We start from the raw sequence: 17876 nt of genomic DNA, 5'->3' as shown, positions 1-17876 counted from the left end.
AAAACATGGACGAAAATAGCATCACAGAAAACGAAATCACAAACGAAAATGTGAATTTTGAAACCCGAATAAATTTAACGCCTCTTTTAGAGCATGTAAATGCCATCAAAAAAGAAATAGAAACTGTAATTGTGGGACAACATAAAATGGTTGACCAACTTTTGGTTGCTATTTTGTCAAACGGACATGTTTTGTTGGAAGGTGTTCCTGGTGTTGCCAAAACTATTACCGCAAAATTGCTGGCAAAAACGGTAAATATTGATTTTAGCCGAATTCAGTTTACACCAGATTTGATGCCATCAGACATTTTAGGAACTTCAATTTTTAATTTAAAAACTTCAGAATTTGAATTTAAAAAAGGGCCTATTTTTTCTAATTTAATTTTAATTGACGAGATCAACCGTGCGCCGGCAAAAACGCAAGCGGCTCTTTTTGAAGTTATGGAAGAACGCCAAATTACAATTGATGGTTCTGGATACCAATTAGATGCACCATTTTTAGTAATCGCAACTCAAAACCCAATTGAACAGGAAGGAACTTATCGCTTGCCTGAAGCGCAACTGGACCGTTTTTTATTCAAAATCGCTGTTGATTATCCAAAATTAAATGAAGAAATCCTGATTATTCAGCGTGAGCATTTATTAGAAAATCATGGCAAATTAGAAGCTATAAAAGCAGTACTTTCTGCTAAAGAAATAAAAGAATATCAAGCACTGATAAAACAAATCAGAGTGGAGCAGAATTTACTGGAATATATTGCAAGAATTGTGGTAAATACTCGTGAAAACGCTTTTTTGTATCTAGGTGCTTCTCCTCGTGCTTCAATCGCCATTTTGAACGCAGCAAAAGGTTTTGCTGCCATCCGTGGACGCGATTTTGTTACTCCAGAAGACATCAAAGAAGCGGCTATTCCGGTTTTACAACATCGTGTAATTGTAGCGCCAGAAAGAGAAATGGAAGGAATTACAAGTTCTGAAATTATCAAACAAATTATCGAAACGGTGGAAATTCCGCGATAAGTATTCACTCTCAGTTTGCAGTCACAGTTCAAAACTGAAAACTGAGACTGCAAACTGAGACTGAAAACCGCGACTGAAAACTAAAAAAGATGAAATTCATAAAAAGTCTATATCTCAACAACTTCTTTTTCTATGTGCTTGTAGGCATTATAGGACTATTTGTTTGTGCTTTTATTTTTCCGAATATCTATAATGCAGTTTGGTTTGGAGTTTTGGTTTTGCTTACTTTTTTGGGTCTTGATATTTTGCTTTTATATATGACCAAAACGGGATTTGAAGCAGATCGAATTACTCCTGAAAAATTATCAAATGGAGATTTGAATCCGATAAATTTGATTCTGAAAAATCATTATACGTTTCCGGTTTCGGTAAAAATAATTGATGAGATTCCGTTTCAATTTCAGGTTCGTGATTTTAAAATCATAAAGAGTGTAAAAGCTTCTGAGCAAAAAGAAATCAGTTATGACCTGCGCCCGACAGAACGTGGCGAATATTTTTTTGGATATTTAAACATTTACGTTTCTTCGCCTTTGCGATTGATTTCAAGAAGATTTACGTTTAATAACGATCAAATGGTTCCAACGTATCCTTCTTACATCCAATTAAGAAAATACGATTTGTTGGCTTTTTCAAACAATTTATATCAATACGGAATCAAAAAAATTCGCCGAATTGGCCACACGATGGAATTTGAGCAAATCAAAGAATATGTTCAAGGCGATGATTTGCGAACGCTGAATTGGAAAGCAACTGCAAAGAAAAATGCTTTAATGGTCAATCAATTTCAGGATGAAAAATCGCAATCAGTTTATATGGCGATTGACAAAGGACGCGTTATGCAAATGCCTTTTGACGGTTTAAGTTTGCTGGATTATGCAATCAATTCGACTTTGGTTTTATCAAATGTAATTCTGAAAAAACAAGACAAAGCTGGACTTTTTTCTTTTTCTAAAAAAGTAGAAAACAGAGTTTTTGCAGAAAAAAGAGGCTCGCAAATGCAAAAAATCCTAGAATCTTTGTACAACATCAAAACAGATTTTTTTGAAAGCGATTACAGCCGATTGTATGTAGATATCAAGAAAAATATCAATCAGAGAAGTTTGATTATTTTATATACGAATTTCGAAACAATGGATGGATTGAACCGTCAATTGCCTTATTTGAAAGGAATTGCAAAAAACCATCTGTTAGTTGTAGTCTTTTTCCAAAACACAGAATTGAATTCGATCATCAACAAAAAAACCGATACAATTCAAGAAGTTTATGACAAAATAATCGCTGAAAAATTCATGTTTGAAAAACGTTTAATTGTCAATGAATTAAAGAAATATGGAATTCACTCGGTTTTAACACAACCTGAAAACCTGACTTTGGATGCTATTAATAAGTATTTGGAAATTAAGGCTAGAGGGATTTTGTAAATTTCAAGATTTGTTATCTTATTGTTATTTTATAAATAGAATCCAATTCGATCAATTTTATAAATTAGTTTTGGAATAAACGAAATCTGAACAAATTTCAAACTTATCAAAAATGAAAAAAACAATCTTAATTCTGCTCATTTTATTAGGCTTCAAATCTCACGCTCAAAAAACAGAAAACATCATCATCATCACAACAGACGGATTTAGATGGCAGGAAGTTTTTAAAGGTGTAGATCAGGCAATTGCCAATGACAAAAAATTCAATCAAGGCGACAGCGCTTACATTTATAAAAAATATGCCAATTCTGATTTAAAGGTTTCGCGTAAAAATCTAATGCCATTTTTCTGGTCGGAAATGGCGCTGAAAGGGCAAATTTATGGCAATCGTGATCTTGGAAACAAAGTCGATGTTGCCAATCCATATTGGTTTAGTTATCCTGGTTATAGCGAAATTATGACCGGAAATGTTGATGTAGCAGTAAATTCAAACGGCTATAAAGCAAATCCGAATGTAAATGTTTTGGAGTTTTTGAACAAACAAGCCAAACTTAAAGGAAAAGTTGCAGCATTTGGCGCATGGGATGCTTTTGACCGAATTCTAAATGAAGAACGAAGCGAGTTTCCAGTAATTTCAGCATTTGACAAAGTTGGTGGAAATAAACCAACTCCATCTCAAAAATTATTAAACGAAATGCGCGACAACTCTTATAAGCCATTTCATGAAGATGAATGTCTTGATGTTTTTACACATTATCAAGCCATGGATGAACTTAAAACCAAAAAGCCAAAAGTACTTTATATTGCTTATGGAGAAACTGATGAATGGGCGCATCATGGTCAATATCGTTCCTACTTGGATGCTGCAAACCAAGTAGATAAATGGATTCAGGAAATCTGGAATTTTGTTCAAAATGATCCGCAATACAAAAACAAAACGACTTTATTTATAACTGTTGATCACGGCCGAGGCGACAAAAACAAAAAACAATGGACAGATCATGGTTCAGATGTTGAAGGCGCGTCGCAAATTTGGTTCGCCACAATAGGTCCAGAAATTGCTCCAAAAGGCGAAATCAAAACAGACTCTCAAATCTATCAAAAACAGTTTGCTCAAACTTTGGCAAAAATCATGGGTTATAATTTCACAACAGATCATCCAGTCAATGAAGAGATAAAAGAAGTTTTTGAGAAATAGTTTTTTCCGCCACGAATTGCACGAATTACACTAATTTAAATTTGTGGAAATTAGTGTAATTCGTGGCAAACATTAAACAACTTTTTTGAAAAAACTCTGTACCTTTGCTCCTTTGCAACTTTGAGCCTTTAAAAAATGAAACAAATCACTTCAGTTCAAAATCCGTTTATCAAATCTTTGGTTTTACTTCAAGAAAAATCGAAGGCCAGAAAGCAAACCGGAACATTTTTGATTGAAGGTTTACGTGAAATTTCATTAGCCACAAAAGGCGGTTACGAAATTGAAACTGTTTTATTTTTGCCTGAATTGGTTTCTGAATCAGAAATCAACAAACTGATTTCTAATCCTTTTCAAATCGTAGAAATCAACAAAGAAGTTTACCAAAAACTGGCTTATCGTGATACAACGGAAGGTATTTTGGCCGTAGCCAAAACTAAATCCCTTAAATTATCCGATTTAAAATTATCTGAAAACCCATTGATTTTAGTTGTAGAATCTTTGGAAAAACCCGGAAATATTGGAGCTGTTTTGCGAACAGCAGATGCAGCTAAATTGGACGCCGTTTTAATTGCCAATCCTAAAAGCGATTTATATAACCCGAATATTGTCCGTTCTAGTGTTGGGTGTCTTTTTACCAACCAAATTGCAACTGGAACAACTACAGAAATCATTTCTTTTTTGAAAGAAAAAAAAATCAATTTCTACAGCGCAACTTTGCAAAACTCAACTTCTTACCACACTCAAAATTTTACAACTCCTACGGCTTTGGTTGTTGGTACAGAAGCAACTGGATTAACGCAAGAATGGCGTGATGCCGCCACCCAAAATATCATCATCCCGATGCAAGGCGAAATTGACAGTATGAATGTTTCTGTCGCTGCCGCAATTTTAATTTTTGAAGCCAAACGCCAAAGAGAATTTAAGTAATTTTAAATTATCACGTTATGAAGTACAAGTTATCGTTTTTAGCACTATTATTCAGTTTCGCAACCTTTGCCCAAATTACCAATCAAGAAGTAGACAATTTAGTAGAACGAACGATGAAAGCGTTTGACGTTCCAGGAATTTCAGTTGCGATTGTAAAAGACGGAAAAGTAGTTCTAGCTAAAGGATATGGTGTAAAATCGATCGTAACACAACAAAAAGTTGATGCTAATACACTTTTCGGAATTGCATCAAACAGCAAAGCCTTTACCACTGCGGCATTGGCAATGTTGGTAGAGGAAGGTAAAATAAAATGGGATGATAAAGTGATAAAATATCTTCCAGATTTTAAAATGTATGATGATTTTGTCACTCGTGAATTCACCATTCGTGACTTATTAACGCATAGAAGCGGACTTGGCCTTGGTGCCGGAGATTTGATGATCTGGCCTGACGGCAGTGATTTTACAGCAAAAGACATAGTGCATAATTTACGTTATTTGAAACCAGTTTCGAGCTTTAGAACAAAATATGATTACGATAACCTAATGTACATTATTGCAGGCGAAATTGTTCATGTTGTGAGCGGAAAAACCTGGGCTGATTTTGTCGAAGAGCGCATCATGAAACCTTTGGAAATGACCAACAGTGTAGCTTCAATAAAACGCTTAAAAGATACTTCAAATGTAATTACACCACACGTTCCAATTGATGGAAAGCTAAAAACAATAAAACGTTACGAAAATCAGCTTTTTGATGGCGCGGCCGGAATTTACTCAAGTGTAAATGATTTGAGCAAATGGGCAATTTTACAAATCAATAATGGAAAATACGGCGATAACAAACAATTATTCTCTGAAAAAGAGCATGATGAAATGTGGCAACTTCAAACTATTCTTCCTGCCAAAACCAGACCACCATATAACACTCATTTTTCTGGTTACGGATTAGGCTGGTTTTTAAGTGATGTAAAAGGATACAAACAAGCATCACACACAGGAGGTTTAGAAGGTAATGTGACACAGACAACCTTGATTCCGGAAATTGGTTTGGGAATTATTGTTTTAACGAATCAGCAGTCCGGGGCTGCTTTTAATGCGATTACGAATACTATCAAAGACAGTTATTTAGGCATAAAATCTGATGATTATGTGACTGTTTACAGCAACAGAATGAAAGCCAACGAGGAAAAGGCAGATAAAGTTACAGATGAAGTTTGGGCTGTTGTCGATAAGAATAAAAAAGATAAAATAAAAACTGATTTTTCTAAAATTATTGGGACTTATAGAGATAATTGGTTTGGAGAAATCACGATTATAGAGAAAAAAGGAAAGTTATATTTTGCCTCAAAACGATCTCCACAATTAGCTGGTGAAGTTTCTTTTTATAAAGATGGAAATTATGTTGTAAAATGGAATAATGCTTTTTTTCATGCCGATGCTCATTTACTCTTCAAATATGATGAAAGCGGAAAAGTTACTAATCTAAAAATGCTTCCAATCTCTGAATTAACAGACTTTAGCTACGATTTTCAGGATTTGGATTTTTCGAAAATACAATAAAACTTATTTAGTCGTTTAATCTTTGTCAAAGTTTAAAACTTTGACAAAGATATCACTAAGCTTATTTAGTCCTTACAGGACATTTTATATCGTGCGTGCATGTATTTTTCTACCAATATTTAGCTCCTATAAGGAGCATTTATTACCAAACTCTTCAAAAATTATCTCGTAGCGATTTCATATTGGCAAACAAACTGATATAATCTTTTTTTGTCCCTTCGGGACTATATAAATCAAATTAATCATTGCAAATTTCTAAGATTTTTGTCCTTCAAAAATCTAAAACCTAAAATCACAAATCAACAATCTAAAAACCTTGCGTATATTCAAACTAATGCGTATTTTTAGTACTTGAATATGCCGTTATGATAGAAATAGATATTGAAAAAGAAAACAAAGCGATTGCGCAGGAATACAAGGAATTACTTCGAATAAGTTACCAAACTTTAACCCCAGCCGATAAAAAATTAATTCGGAAAGCTTTTGACGTCGCTGTTGATGCTCATAAAGAACAAAGACGCAAATCTGGCGAAGCATATATCTTTCATCCTATTGCAGTTGCAAAAATTGTTGCCTCAGAGATTGGTCTGGGTGCGACCTCTATTGCCGCGGCCTTATTGCACGATGTTGTCGAAGATACGCCAATGACTGTCGAAGAAATTGAGCGATTATTTAACCCGAAAGTAGCACAACTTGTTGAAGGCTTGACTAAAATTTCATTGGTTCAAAAAGACTTGAATGCTTCAATGCAAGCCGAGAATTTTAGAAAAATGATCCTCACGTTGAATGATGATGTACGTGTAATCTTGATCAAATTGGCCGATCGTCTTCACAATATGCAAACCATGGATTCGATGGCGGAATACAAACAAACCAAAATCGCATCAGAAACACTTTATATTTATGCTCCTCTAGCCCACCGTTTAGGGCTTTACAACATTAAAACCAAACTAGAAGACTTAGGATTAAAATATACTGAACCTGCAATCTACAACGACATTGTAAGCAAAATCAGAGAAACAAAAGAAGAACAAGACGCTTACATCAAAGACATTTCGGATGTTTTGAAAAAATCGCTTGATGCTGAAAATATCGATTATATCATAAAAGGACGCCCGAAATCTATCTATTCGATTCGTCGAAAAATGCGTGCGCAAAATGTGAGTTTTGACGAAGTGTATGACAAATTCGCTCTTAGAATTGTTTACAAATCTGATTCTCACGATGAAAAATTCATCGCTTGGAAAATCTATTCCATTGTAACTGATCATTACAGACCGAGTCCGAGCCGTCTGCGCGACTGGATCTCATCTCCAAAATCAACTGGTTATGAAGCACTTCACATCACAGTTATGGGGCCAAAAGGACGCTGGGTCGAAGTTCAGGTTCGAAGCGAGCGTATGGATGAAATTGCCGAAAAAGGATATGCAGCGCATTACAAATATAAAAACGGAGCAACAGAAGAAAGTGGTCTGGATACTTGGCTGAATCTGCTTCGCGAAGCTTTGGAAAACCCAGAAACAAACGCAGTTGATTTTGTGGAAGATTTTAAAATGAATTTGTATTCAAAAGAAATCTTCGTCTTTACGCCGAAAGGAGAAATAAAATCACTTCCAAAAGGCGCCACTTCACTAGATTTCGCTTTTAGCATTCACTCCGAAATTGGAATTAAAACCAGAGGAACGCGCGTTAACGGACGCCTTGTTCCTTTAAATCACGAATTAAAAAGCGGTGATCAGGTTGAAGTTATTACGTCGGCAAGCCAAAAACCAACCGTAAACTGGTTGGAATATGTTACAACTTCCCGTGCCAAAAATAAAATCAAAAACGTTCTTAACGAGAACACGAAAAAAATCGGCGAAGAAGGAAAAGAACTTCTTACTAGAAAATTAAAACACTTAAAAATTACGCTTAACGAGCAAGTTACAAACGAGCTGGTTAACTTCTTTAAACTAAAAACAAGTTTAGATTTATTTTACAGAGTCGGAATTGGCGCGATCGAAAATCAGCAATTAAAAGATTACGCTGCACAAAAAAGCAATTCGTTCATCAATTTCTTTAAAAATAAAATCAAAAGAAATAAAGATACTGCAGACGAAGATATCCACAAACCAGTCATCAGCAGTAATTATGACATGCTGGTTTTTGGAACTGAACATGACAAACTTGATTACAAGCTTTCGCAATGTTGCAACCCCATTCCCGGCGATGATGTTTTTGGTTTTGTAACGATTAACGAAGGAATAAAAGTGCATAAAAAAGATTGTCCGAACGCAATTGGAATGCAGTCTAATTATGCCTACCGAATCATGAGCGCAAAATGGATTGACTCTTCTCAGGAAGAATTCAAGGCCATTATCAATATTACCGGAATGGACGTTTTAGGACTTACAAACCAATTAACACGAGTAATTTCAAACAATATGAACGTGAATATTCAAAGTATTTCACTGAGTACCGATGCTGGAATTTTTCATGGACAAGTTGCTGTAATTGTCAAAAACAATACTATTTTGAAAAAAATGATCAATGCAATCAAGAAAATCGATGGAGTTGACAAAGTTACAAGAGAATATAGAACATAAATAAGTCGAAAGCTTAAAGCCTTAAAATCAAAAGAAATACAACATCATAATTATTTAAATAAATATTTTTTTATGGAAAATGAAAACTTAGAAATTCCTGAAATAAATTTTGATCAAAATGGCGAACTTATCATTGTCGCTTCTGAATCTTCTTCAAAAGATGATTTTGATTTTTTTCAAGGAAAGTCTTTCATTCGAAATAAAAAATTAAAACAACGATTTGCCAATTGCACCGAATGGATCGAATTTCCATCGACTCAGGAAATGTATAAAATCCTGAACGGAATTGGAAATATTGATAATTTTCTAGCCACTTTTGATGGAGAACCTTTTGAAGGAATGACCGTTAGACTATTTAATCCGAAAACCAGATTGTGGAGCATTTATTGGTCAGATTCTAATACAGGAGTTTTAGACAAACCTGTTGTGGGTTCTTTTGAAAATCATATTGGACACTTTTTTTCGAAAGATGTTTATGACGGAAAAAATGTACTTCAGGTTTTTCGCTGGGACGCCAGAGATCAAGATAATCCAGTATGGAGTCAAGCAATGTCTGATGATAACGGAAAAACTTGGGAATGGAATTGGTACATGTACATGACGAAAAGCAAATAGGAATTTGTTAATTTTATTGTAATTAAAAATATTTATGTTAATTCAGCTTTTTTAGATTCTCCAAAACTTATCATTGCCAAACCCTGTAAATATTACATTTTTGCCATTCTGATATGATTTTGAACGTTAAACTTTAAAGCCGAAACTTTTATTGATTAAAAATAAAAAATTATCTTTGCAGGATATGACACTTATTTCAACTGACAACACTAAGAATCAAGAAATTGTAAAAAATGTTTTTACAATGTATCTTGAACAAAAAGGGCATCGCAAAACTCCTGAGCGTTATGCTATTCTACAGGAAATTTACGATAGCGAAGAGCATTTTGATATTGAAAACTTATATATCAAAATGAAAAACAAAAACTATCGTGTGAGTAGAGCTACTTTATACAACACGATCGAGTTATTGTTAGACTGCGCTTTGGTTAGAAAACATCAATTTGGACAAAATCAGGCTTACTACGAAAAATCATATTTTGATAAACAGCATGATCACATCATTATGACTGATTCGGGTGAAGTAATTGAATTTTGCGATCCAAGGATCCAAACCATCAAAAAAACAATCGAAGAAATATTTGATATTGAGATTACCAATCACTCACTTTATTTCTACGGAAACAAAAAAGAAAAACAATAATCCAAAAAGGAATTATTCAAAAAATAAAAAAAAAGAAAATTAACTACATTAATCAGTAGGACGACTTTGATTGTCCCAACGCAAATTAAAACAGAATGACCGTAGATTTATTACTAGGATTACAATGGGGAGATGAAGGTAAAGGAAAAATTGTTGACGTTCTTACCTCAAATTATGATATTATTGCACGTTTTCAAGGAGGACCAAACGCAGGACATACATTAGAATTTGACGGAATTAAACATGTACTTAGAACTATCCCTTCTGGAATTTTTCATAAAAACTCAGTAAATATCATCGGAAATGGTGTTGTAATTGATCCTGTAGTTTTTCAAAAAGAAATTGAAGGTTTGGAGAAATTCAACCTTGACATCAAAAGCAAATTAATCATTTCTAGAAAAGCGCATTTAATTTTACCAACGCACCGCTTGCTTGACGCTGCTTCTGAAGCATCAAAAGGAAAAGCAAAAATTGGTTCAACTCTTAAAGGAATTGGACCAACTTACATGGATAAAACAGGTAGAAATGGATTACGTGTTGGAGATATCGAATTAGAAGATTTCAAAGATCGTTACAGAGCTTTGGCTGACAAACACGAAGCGATGATTGCTTTTTATGATGTAAACATTCAATATAATTTAGCTGAACTTGAAAAAGAATTCTTTGAAGCTATTGAAGAATTGAAAAAATTAGATTTCATTGACAGTGAAGAATACATGCACCAAGCTCAAAAAGCTGGAAAATCTATTCTTTGCGAAGGAGCTCAAGGATCTTTATTAGATGTTGATTTCGGAACTTATCCTTTTGTAACTTCATCAAATACTACTGCTGCTGGAGCTTGTACTGGTTTAGGAATTGCTCCTAACAAAATCAAAGAAGTTTACGGAATTTTCAAAGCTTACGTTACACGTGTAGGTAGCGGACCTTTCCCAACTGAACTTTTTGACGAAGTTGGTGCTACTATGGCAAAAGTTGGTAACGAATTTGGTTCTGTAACAGGAAGACAAAGACGTTGCGGATGGTTAGATTTAGTTGCTTTAAAATATGCTGTTCAAGTAAATGGTGTAACGCAATTGATGATGATGAAAGGTGACGTACTTTCTGGTTTTGAAACTTTGAAAGTTTGTACAGAATACAACTATAAAGGGCAAAACATTTCTCATTTCCCATACAACATCGAGCCAGAAAATGTAACTCCTGTTTACAAAGAGTTCAAAGGATGGAAACAAGATTTAACTGGTTTGACAACTTACGATCAATTGCCAATTGAGCTTAAAGAATATATTGAGTTTATTGAAAAAGAAATCGAAGTGCCAATCAAAATTGTATCGGTTGGACCAGATAGAAAGCAAACAATAACAAAATAATACATTTAAACGCTCTGATAATCAGAGCGTTTTTTTATACAAAATTATTCGCCTTATGAAAAATCCAGAAATCAAAATTAGGGAAACGAAGTTATTATCAGACAATTGGTATATTTTAAACAAAGTTACGTTTAGTTATCAGAATGAAAATGAAGCACCTCAAACACACACGCGCGAAGTATATGATCGTGGAAACGGAGCTGGAATTCTGCTTTATAATTCAACCAAAAAAACAGTTATCTTAACACGCCAATTTCGATTGCCAAGTTTTCTAAACGGAAACAAAACAGGAATGATGATCGAAGTTTGCGCAGGACTTTTAGATGAAGATAATCCTGAGGAATGCATCATTCGAGAAACAGAAGAGGAAACCGGCTACCGAATTAACAAAGTTCAAAAAGTAACTCAAACCTATATGTCGCCCGGTGCTGTAACTGAAATTTTATATCTTTTTCTTGGAGAATATGATGAAAGCATGAAAGTAAGCGAAGGTGGAGGATTAGCTTCTGAACAGGAAAATATTGAGGTTTTAGAATATACTTTTGATGAAGCGTATGCAATGATTGAAACTGGCGAAATTGTCGATGCGAAAACTATTATTTTGTTGCAACATGCTAAAATAAAAGGATTAATTTAAACAATTCATATAAGCCTATTAAGCCTCAATAAAAACTCATCATAGTGGGAGAAACAAATACAAGAGTCAAAAACATTGATTTACTAAAAGGAATACTAATTATACTAGTGATAACGGGCCACGTGATTCAGGGAGGGTTAGACGAATCAATTTGGCGAACTTTAATTTACAGTTTTCATATGCCGCTCTTTATTGGAATAACCGGATATCTTCTAAATATTGATAAAATTTCAAAATTAAACCTGAGAGGGCGCTTTAAAAAATATCTTTTTAGAATAATACTGCCTTGGAGTATTGCCATAATATCCTATTATGTAATATCCTGCATTACAAGAACAAATTTATTTTCTGTCACAAAATTTAAAAACTTTATCCTTCATCCTTTATACCATTTATGGTTTATTCCGGGCTTTTTAAGCTGGATACTATTAACATGGCTTTTAAAAAAATTCTTTACAAATTTCAATATTATTTTATTGTTAGGCTTTTTACTATCCATAGTTTTTTTGATTTTGTATAAATATCCGTTTCTCTATACAAAAATTCCTTTTTTGAATGAAATCTTATCGAATATCATTCATACTTTCAGACCCTATTTTATTTTATTTTTCCTAATTGGAATTAGCTATAGAAACAAAATTGCTGAGAAACCAAGGTTAATTGAAATTGTAGCACCCGTGATTTCTCTAGGTCTTGTTATTTATTTATTTTACAATTACAATGCGATTTTATCAATTTTAAATTTCTTCATACTGAATCTTTTAATTTTGAATCTTTCATTAAAACTTGCCACGACAAATTCCTTGTTTGAATCTAAATCTATTCAGTGGCTGGGAACAAACTCCTTAGGCATCTACCTATGGCATTTTTTACCAATCTTAATTTCTAAGTATTTAATAGGAACCGAATCTTTATTCAAATTTTACCTTCTAACAATTATCCTTGAAATTATATTTATTATTTCCTACAAAATATTAATCAAGGTCAATTTTTTCAAAAAGTATATATTCGGAATGTAATGTATTAATGATTTCATATACATTTCAAATTTATATCAAACAAAATGTAAATCCCGAAACCAATTCAAAAAATTGTGTAACGCATTTATCCAATTCTATTTATAACTTTATTTTCATAAAATTACTCGCTATGAAAAAGTTATATTATACAGCAAATGCCTCGCTTATATTGATGTTAATTTTACTAGGTTCTTGTAAAAAAAGTGAAACCACACATTTATCTGAAAATAAAAAAGAAAGAAAAGTAATTGAATATAAAAAACCCGAATCATCTGTTTCTTATCAAATTCAAAATACAAAAGAATGGCTAAAAGCAAATGAAGCTGACAGCACTAAAATGGATCTTGTTTATGCTTTAAATCGAACTGATAAAGCAAATTTTAAAAAACTGGATTCGGTTATAGTTCCGGCAGATTTTAGTGGAGATTTGGTTTATTATATGCCATTTCCACTTCATGTTTCTGCTTTAGAAGATGTGTCTAAAATCATTATTTTCTCCTATCCTACTCAAACTTTTGGTGCATATGAATACGGCGAATTAGTTCGTACTGGTCCAACGAGTATGGGAAGAAAAAAAGATCCTACTCCAACTGGATTATTTTTCACGAATTGGAAAGCCGAACAAACTACAAGCACATTCAACGACGAGTGGGATTTAAAATGGAATTTCAATATCGAAAATAAACTTGGAGTTGGTTTTCATGAATATGAACTACCTGGATACCCAGCTTCTCATTCCTGCTTAAGACTTCAAGAAAAAGATGCTAAATTTCTTTACAAATTTGCCGATGAATGGATTCTAAAAGACAAAGAAAACGTAAAAGTTAAAGGAACTCCCGTGGTTGTTTTTGGAAGTTATGATTTTGATGGACCAAAACCTTGGCTAAAAATGGCTTCAGATCCAAAAACATTAAATATTTCAGAAAATGAAATTGAAAATCAAACCAAGCCTTTTTTGTCTCAAATATTAGAAAATCAAAAACTTAGAGAATCTGAGCATACAGAAACACTTTAAAATATCATATACCTATCAGATAAGAAAGACCGCTTAAGTTGCGGTCTTTCTTATTTAAAATTCATTTTGTTTGGTATGTCATTTCAAACGTATTATTAAAACATCTCAACAAGTAAATTTCCATTTTTTTACAATAAATGAATAAACATTCATTTATTATTATATCTTTGCATCGAATTATTCAACTTGATAGTATTCAAGCAAATTTTTTATTACGAATTAAATCTTATTGATAAAATGAAAACTTCACTTATACAAAATAAAAAAATTGCCATTATTGGTGGTGGCCCTGTCGGACTTACAACAGCTCGAATTTTACAAATTAATGGTGCTGACGTAAAAGTTTATGAAAGAGACATTAATGCACAAGCGAGAACTTCTGGAGGAACTCTTGACATTCATTCGGATTCAGGACAATATGCAATTCAGAAAGCGGCATTAATGGATGAATTCTACAAATATGCTCGTCCAACCGGGGAAAAAATGGCTGATATAGACGGAAATATCACTTCAGATGAAATGCCAGATGAAACCAATGCTTTTTCACGTCCTGAAATTGATCGCAACGATTTACGAAAAATCATGCTTGAAAATCTTCAAGAAGACACAGTGGTTTGGGACAGCCAATTAATCAACATTGATAAATCTGAAAATCAGTATATTTTAGAATTTAAAAATGGTAAAATAACGGCTGCAGATTTTGTAATTGTTGCCAACGGCGGGCGTTCAAACGCTAGAAAATTTGTAAGCGATCAAGAACCTCAACTTTCTGGAACTTATATTATTCAGGGAGAAATTGTAAATCCAGAACAAGATTATCCAGAATTCAAACCGAAATACGGAAATGGAAATGTCATGGCAATGGGCGAACAAAAAATGTTCTATACACATACTATGGGTGATGGTTCTGTGCATTTTGGAGTTTCTTTTAAAGCTGATGAAGATTGGATTTTAAACAACGGAATCAATTTTGAAGATGACAAAGCTGTTATTTCTTTTCTAAATGAAATGTTTAAAAACTGGGGTGAAGATTACAAAAAATTCTTTTCAGTTTCTACAGAATTCTCTGGATTGCCTTTACGATTATTTTCTTTAGAAGAATCTTGGAAATCACATTCAAATATTACATTAGTTGGAGATGCCGCACATTTAATGCCTCCGTTTGCTGGCGAAGGCGTGAATATGGGATTATACGATGCTTTTCATTTAACCGAAAACCTGACCAACGGAAAATTTGAAACAATTGACGACGCTATTGCAGATTATGAGAAAAAAATGTTTGGCTATGCTCTAGAAGCACAACGAATGACTAAAAAGATGGAAGATTTACTACATTCTGACATAACTGCAGAAGATATTTTAGGTAGTAGAGTTGAGTAAAGTTTTAATTTCATATTTTCGTTTTGAATAAGCAGAAAAAACTGCATAAAAAACGACCATGAAAAAAATATTCCTTTTCCTTTTTATTTGTACAACAGCTTTAAATTATGGACAATCTAATCAAGTTTTAGATTTCAAAGCAGGTTATGCGCCAGAAACCATCTATAACCAAAACACAAGTAATTCCTCAGATTATGAAATTGCTTATTCAGGATCAGAAAAATTTCTAGAAGTATTACAAAAAAACGGAACTGAAAATCCAACGAAAATAAAAAACACTTTTAATGTCGAGACGGTCTCTAAAACTGGAAAAACTGGTCCTGATGGAAATTTTCCGATTACTATCGAATACCTAAAATCTTATGATGCAAATGGAAAAACCATAATTCCGAGTGGCACTCTATTGTATGGAAAAGCTTCTTTAACTACAATGCCTAAAATGGATTCTATTGTTGCCAAAGGCATGGAAGAAAACCTAAAAAATACGGTTTTCCAAATGGTTCAAAGTACCTTTTCGCAACTACTTTTGCCACAGAAAAAACTAAAAATTGGAGAATCATTCAGTCAAGATAATCCGCTAGTCATACCGATTGCCGGAATCAACTTTGAAATGGTGATTACTACAAATTACACCTTAAAAAGCATGGATTCAAAAAATGCTTATTTTGATATTGTGCAAACATACACAATGAAAATGTCAGACAACAGATTTGAAACAAATGGAAATGGAAAAGGAAAAGGAAATTTGATTTATGACATTCCAAATCATTTTATGGTTGAAAATAATTTAGACATGGAATTTAGTCTCGGCCTGAAACACACTGATTTTTCTTTGCAATTGAAATCAAAAAGTGATTTCAAACAAATTTGCAAAATTTCAAAAAAATAAAAAAAGGCGTAAGATTTATTTCTTACGCCTTTTGTTTTATAATGAAAACTAAAATTATCTAGAATAATTTGGAGCTTCTTTTGTAATAGTTACGTTGTGTGGGTGGCTTTCAGTAATTCCGCTAGAAGTAATTCTAACAAAACGCCCAGTTTCTTGCAAAGTAGGAATATCTTTTGAACCACAGTATCCCATACCTGCACGAAGACCACCAATAAATTGAAGCATACTTTCGTTCAATTCACCTTTGTAAGGAACACGTCCAACGATTCCTTCTGGAACTAATTTTTTAACGTCGTCTTCAACATCTTGGAAATAACGGTCTTTAGATCCTGTTTGCATTGCTTCAACAGAACCCATTCCGCGATAAGATTTGAATTTTCTTCCTTCAAAAATGATAGTTTCACCTGGGGATTCTTTTGTTCCTGCTAATAATGAACCTAACATTACGCAGTCAGCACCTGCAGCGATTGCTTTAGGAATATCTCCTGTATAACGAATTCCACCATCAGCAATTACTGGAACTCCAGTTCCTTTGATAGCAGCCGCAACTTCTAAAACTGCTGAAAATTGAGGAAAACCAACACCTGCAACGATACGTGTAGTACAAATAGAACCAGGTCCGATTCCTACTTTTACACCATCAGCACCATTTTCCACTAAATATTTAGCAGCTTCTGGAGTAGCAATGTTTCCAACAATTACATCTATTTGAGGGAATTTTGATTTTACTTCTTTTAAAGTGTTTACCACACCTTCTGTATGTCCGTGTGCTGTATCGATAATAATTGCATCTACACCAGCGTTTACTAAAGCTTCAGCTCTTAAAACTGCATCTCCAGTAACTCCAATAGCAGCCGCAACTCTCAAACGCCCAAAAGAATCTTTATTTGCGATTGGTTTTTGAGTCAGTTTTGTAATATCTCTGAAAGTGATTAAGCCAACTAATTCGTTTTTAGCGTTTACTACCGGAAGTTTTTCAATTTTATGACCTTGTAAGACTACTTCTGCTTGCTCTAATGAAGTTCCTTCGGCAACAGTAACTAAGTTTTTGCTAGTCATTACCTCAGCGATTGGTCTTGCACCATTTTTTTCGAAACGCAAGTCACGATTAGTTACAATTCCTTTAAGGATTTTGTTTTCGTCAACGATTGGAATACCGCCAATTCCGAATTCTTTCATGGCGTTTTTTGCATCAGCAATTGTCGAAGTCATTGGCAAAGTAACTGGATCAATGATCATTCCAGCTTCTGCACGTTTTACTTTTCGAACTTTTCCTGCTTGTTGTTCGATAGTCATATTTTTATGTAAAACACCAATTCCGCCTTCTTGTGCCATAGCAATAGCCATAGCGCTCTCCGTAACTGTATCCATAGCTGCAGATACAATTGGAACATTTAATGTGATGTTTCTTGAAAATTTTGATTTGATACTCACTTCGCGAGGAAGCACATTCGAGTAGTTAGGTACTAATAATACATCGTCGTAAGTTAAACCTTCGCCGATAATCTTGGAGTTGTGTGCTATCATGGTGCAATTTCTAGTTGAATTGCGTGCAAATATAGTGAATAAATTGCTAACTTGAGTACTAACTAATTCATAAAA

The 17876-nt window shown here is 33.7% G+C and carries 15 protein-coding genes; 14 read left to right on the top strand and 1 reads right to left on the bottom strand.

The window, feature by feature from the left end; translation table 11 throughout:
- Positions 1-5 precede the first annotated feature (5 nt).
- The 14 genes from EYY60_RS06395 to EYY60_RS06330 all read left to right on the top strand — a co-directional run bounded on the left by EYY60_RS06395 (position 6) and on the right by EYY60_RS06330 (position 16274).
- Positions 6-1019 (top strand): AAA family ATPase, encoded by a 1014-nt coding sequence (locus tag EYY60_RS06395; RefSeq protein ID WP_132988556.1) that lies wholly within the window; start codon positions 6-8, stop codon positions 1017-1019.
- An 89-nt stretch (positions 1020-1108) separates the two neighbouring features.
- A complete protein-coding gene (locus tag EYY60_RS06390; protein ID WP_132988555.1) occupies positions 1109-2440 on the top strand; it encodes a DUF58 domain-containing protein in 1332 nt (443 codons plus the stop codon).
- A gap of 112 nt (positions 2441-2552) precedes the next feature.
- Positions 2553-3638: an alkaline phosphatase family protein gene (locus EYY60_RS06385; protein WP_132988554.1), complete on the top strand. Its 1086-nt coding sequence runs from the start codon at positions 2553-2555 to the stop codon at positions 3636-3638.
- Positions 3639-3773: 135 nt separating this feature from the next.
- Entirely contained in the window at positions 3774-4565 is a 792-nt protein-coding gene (locus tag EYY60_RS06380; RefSeq protein WP_132988553.1) for a TrmH family RNA methyltransferase, read from the top strand.
- Positions 4566-4582: 17 nt separating this feature from the next.
- Positions 4583-6124 carry a serine hydrolase gene (locus EYY60_RS06375; protein ID WP_132988552.1) on the top strand — a complete coding sequence of 514 codons (1542 nt, stop codon included), beginning with the start codon at positions 4583-4585 and terminating at the stop codon, positions 6122-6124.
- A gap of 365 nt (positions 6125-6489) precedes the next feature.
- On the top strand, positions 6490-8709 hold the full coding sequence (locus EYY60_RS06370; protein ID WP_132988551.1) for a RelA/SpoT family protein: 2220 nt from the start codon (positions 6490-6492) through the stop codon (positions 8707-8709).
- Between the two features lie 72 nt (positions 8710-8781).
- The gene (locus EYY60_RS06365; protein ID WP_132988550.1) at positions 8782-9324 is read left to right on the top strand and encodes a hypothetical protein; all 543 of its coding nucleotides are present in this window, start codon (positions 8782-8784) and stop codon (positions 9322-9324) included.
- 184 nt (positions 9325-9508) lie between these two features.
- Positions 9509-9967, top strand: coding sequence for a Fur family transcriptional regulator (locus tag EYY60_RS06360; RefSeq protein ID WP_057119866.1), 459 nt, complete (start codon positions 9509-9511; stop codon positions 9965-9967).
- Positions 9968-10062: 95 nt separating this feature from the next.
- Complete coding sequence (locus tag EYY60_RS06355) at positions 10063-11334, top strand: adenylosuccinate synthase (RefSeq protein ID WP_132988549.1); 1272 nt, start codon at positions 10063-10065, stop codon at positions 11332-11334.
- Between the two features lie 55 nt (positions 11335-11389).
- The gene (locus EYY60_RS06350) at positions 11390-11971 is read left to right on the top strand and encodes an NUDIX domain-containing protein (protein ID WP_132988548.1); all 582 of its coding nucleotides are present in this window, start codon (positions 11390-11392) and stop codon (positions 11969-11971) included.
- Between the two features lie 44 nt (positions 11972-12015).
- On the top strand, positions 12016-12990 hold the full coding sequence (locus tag EYY60_RS22575) for an acyltransferase family protein (RefSeq protein ID WP_162847854.1): 975 nt from the start codon (positions 12016-12018) through the stop codon (positions 12988-12990).
- A 130-nt stretch (positions 12991-13120) separates the two neighbouring features.
- Complete coding sequence (locus tag EYY60_RS06340; RefSeq protein WP_132988547.1) at positions 13121-14005, top strand: L,D-transpeptidase; 885 nt, start codon at positions 13121-13123, stop codon at positions 14003-14005.
- Positions 14006-14242: 237 nt separating this feature from the next.
- Positions 14243-15385 (top strand): FAD-dependent oxidoreductase, encoded by a 1143-nt coding sequence (locus EYY60_RS06335; protein WP_132988546.1) that lies wholly within the window; start codon positions 14243-14245, stop codon positions 15383-15385.
- A 58-nt stretch (positions 15386-15443) separates the two neighbouring features.
- Positions 15444-16274: a hypothetical protein gene (locus EYY60_RS06330; RefSeq protein WP_132988545.1), complete on the top strand. Its 831-nt coding sequence runs from the start codon at positions 15444-15446 to the stop codon at positions 16272-16274.
- Between the two features lie 54 nt (positions 16275-16328).
- Here EYY60_RS06330 and guaB read toward each other — a convergent pair whose 3' ends face one another.
- The gene (gene guaB, locus EYY60_RS06325) at positions 16329-17801 is read right to left on the bottom strand and encodes an IMP dehydrogenase (RefSeq protein WP_132988544.1); all 1473 of its coding nucleotides are present in this window, start codon (positions 17799-17801) and stop codon (positions 16329-16331) included.
- Positions 17802-17876 lie beyond the last annotated feature (75 nt).

Source organism: Flavobacterium zhairuonense, assembly GCF_004352915.1.
In the GTDB taxonomy this organism is placed as follows: Bacteria; Bacteroidota; Bacteroidia; order Flavobacteriales; family Flavobacteriaceae; genus Flavobacterium; species Flavobacterium zhairuonense.
This window is presented reverse-complemented; position numbering and strand designations above follow the sequence as displayed.

Coding starts and splice junctions, on each gene's coding strand:
- EYY60_RS06365 (WP_132988550.1), top strand. CDS start 8,782: ATGGAAAATGAAAACTTAGAAATTCCTGAAATAAATTTTGATCAAAAT.
- EYY60_RS06370 (WP_132988551.1), top strand. CDS start 6,490: ATGATAGAAATAGATATTGAAAAAGAAAACAAAGCGATTGCGCAGGAA.
- EYY60_RS06390 (WP_132988555.1), top strand. CDS start 1,109: ATGAAATTCATAAAAAGTCTATATCTCAACAACTTCTTTTTCTATGTG.
- EYY60_RS06355 (WP_132988549.1), top strand. CDS start 10,063: ATGACCGTAGATTTATTACTAGGATTACAATGGGGAGATGAAGGTAAA.
- EYY60_RS06330 (WP_132988545.1), top strand. CDS start 15,444: ATGAAAAAAATATTCCTTTTCCTTTTTATTTGTACAACAGCTTTAAAT.
- EYY60_RS06340 (WP_132988547.1), top strand. CDS start 13,121: ATGAAAAAGTTATATTATACAGCAAATGCCTCGCTTATATTGATGTTA.
- EYY60_RS06395 (WP_132988556.1), top strand. CDS start 6: ATGGACGAAAATAGCATCACAGAAAACGAAATCACAAACGAAAATGTG.
- EYY60_RS06380 (WP_132988553.1), top strand. CDS start 3,774: ATGAAACAAATCACTTCAGTTCAAAATCCGTTTATCAAATCTTTGGTT.
- EYY60_RS06360 (WP_057119866.1), top strand. CDS start 9,509: ATGACACTTATTTCAACTGACAACACTAAGAATCAAGAAATTGTAAAA.
- EYY60_RS06350 (WP_132988548.1), top strand. CDS start 11,390: ATGAAAAATCCAGAAATCAAAATTAGGGAAACGAAGTTATTATCAGAC.
- EYY60_RS06335 (WP_132988546.1), top strand. CDS start 14,243: ATGAAAACTTCACTTATACAAAATAAAAAAATTGCCATTATTGGTGGT.
- guaB (WP_132988544.1), bottom strand. CDS start 17,801: ATGATAGCACACAACTCCAAGATTATCGGCGAAGGTTTAACTTACGAC.
- EYY60_RS06375 (WP_132988552.1), top strand. CDS start 4,583: ATGAAGTACAAGTTATCGTTTTTAGCACTATTATTCAGTTTCGCAACC.
- EYY60_RS06385 (WP_132988554.1), top strand. CDS start 2,553: ATGAAAAAAACAATCTTAATTCTGCTCATTTTATTAGGCTTCAAATCT.